Below are 953 nucleotides of genomic sequence, written 5' to 3'. Positions count from 1 at the left end.
CACACCCGTTCCCATGCCGAACACGGAAGTTAAGCTCTTCAGCGCCGATGGTAGTTGGGGGCTCTCCCCCTGTGAGAGTAGGACGTCGCTAGGCAGTTACAATGGAGGATTAGCTCAGTTGGGAGAGCACCTGCCTTACAAGCAGGGGGTCGGCGGTTCGAGCCCGTCATCCTCCACCATATTTTTTGCTGGCCTAGCTCAATTGGTAGAGCAACTGACTTGTAATCAGTAGGTTGGGGGTTCAAGTCCTCTGGCCAGCACCACTAAGAGCCATTAGCTCAGTTGGTAGAGCATCTGACTTTTAATCAGAGGGTCGAAGGTTCGAGTCCTTCATGGCTCACCATTCTTTTAGTGCGGGTGTGGCGGAACTGGCAGACGCGCTAGACTTAGGATCTAGTGCCTTAGGGCGTGGGGGTTCGACTCCCTTCACCCGCACCACTAAAATTATGAGTGAAAACGATATACTGTAAGGTTTGCGTAGATTAAGCGGGAGTAGTTCAGTGGTAGAACACCACCTTGCCAAGGTGGGGGTCGCGAGTTCGAATCTCGTCTTCCGCTCCATTAAAACCCTAGCCGGGGTGGTGGAATTGGCAGACACACAGGACTTAAAATCCTGCGGTAAGTGATTACCGTGCCGGTTCAAGTCCGGCCCTCGGCACCAATATAATATATGCGCCCGTAGCTCAATTGGATAGAGCGTCTGACTACGGATCAGAAGGTTAGGGGTTCGACTCCTCTCGGGCGCGCCATTATTTCTTTTACGGGAAGTAGCTCAGCTTGGCAGAGCACTTGGTTTGGGACCAAGGGGTCGCAGGTTCAAATCCTGTCTTCCCGACCATCTAATTTCATTACTTTACGGGGCCTTAGCTCAGCTGGGAGAGCGCCTGCTTTGCACGCAGGAGGTCAGCGGTTCGATCCCGCTAGGCTCCACCAATTTTGACCTTTGAAAACTA

The 953-nt window shown here is 52.8% G+C and carries 9 tRNA genes and 1 other annotated feature (1 of these 10 running past the window's edge); all 9 genes read left to right on the top strand.

The window, feature by feature from the left end:
• Positions 1-149, top strand: a sequence feature (most likely nonfunctional fraction of RNA operon) (it extends 190 nt beyond the left edge of the window).
• Positions 104-179, top strand: a tRNA-Val gene (locus G476_RS0102595). (Overlaps the previous feature by 46 nt.)
• Before the next feature lie 8 nt (positions 180-187).
• A tRNA-Thr gene (locus G476_RS0102590) sits at positions 188-263 on the top strand.
• Between the two features lie 4 nt (positions 264-267).
• A tRNA-Lys gene (locus G476_RS0102585) sits at positions 268-343 on the top strand.
• Between the two features lie 10 nt (positions 344-353).
• Positions 354-438: transfer RNA gene (locus G476_RS0102580), tRNA-Leu, on the top strand.
• A 48-nt stretch (positions 439-486) separates the two neighbouring features.
• Positions 487-561, top strand: a tRNA-Gly gene (locus G476_RS0102575).
• A gap of 11 nt (positions 562-572) precedes the next feature.
• Positions 573-661, top strand: a tRNA-Leu gene (locus tag G476_RS0102570).
• An 11-nt stretch (positions 662-672) separates the two neighbouring features.
• Positions 673-749: transfer RNA gene (locus G476_RS0102565), tRNA-Arg, on the top strand.
• 12 nt (positions 750-761) lie between these two features.
• A tRNA-Pro gene (locus G476_RS0102560) sits at positions 762-838 on the top strand.
• 19 nt (positions 839-857) lie between these two features.
• Positions 858-933: transfer RNA gene (locus tag G476_RS0102555), tRNA-Ala, on the top strand.
• The last annotated feature ends 20 nt before the right edge of the window (positions 934-953 follow it).

The organism is Alteribacter aurantiacus DSM 18675, from assembly GCF_000429705.1.
GTDB classification, from domain to species: Bacteria; Bacillota; Bacilli; order Bacillales; family Salisediminibacteriaceae; genus Alteribacter; species Alteribacter aurantiacus.
This window is presented reverse-complemented; position numbering and strand designations above follow the sequence as displayed.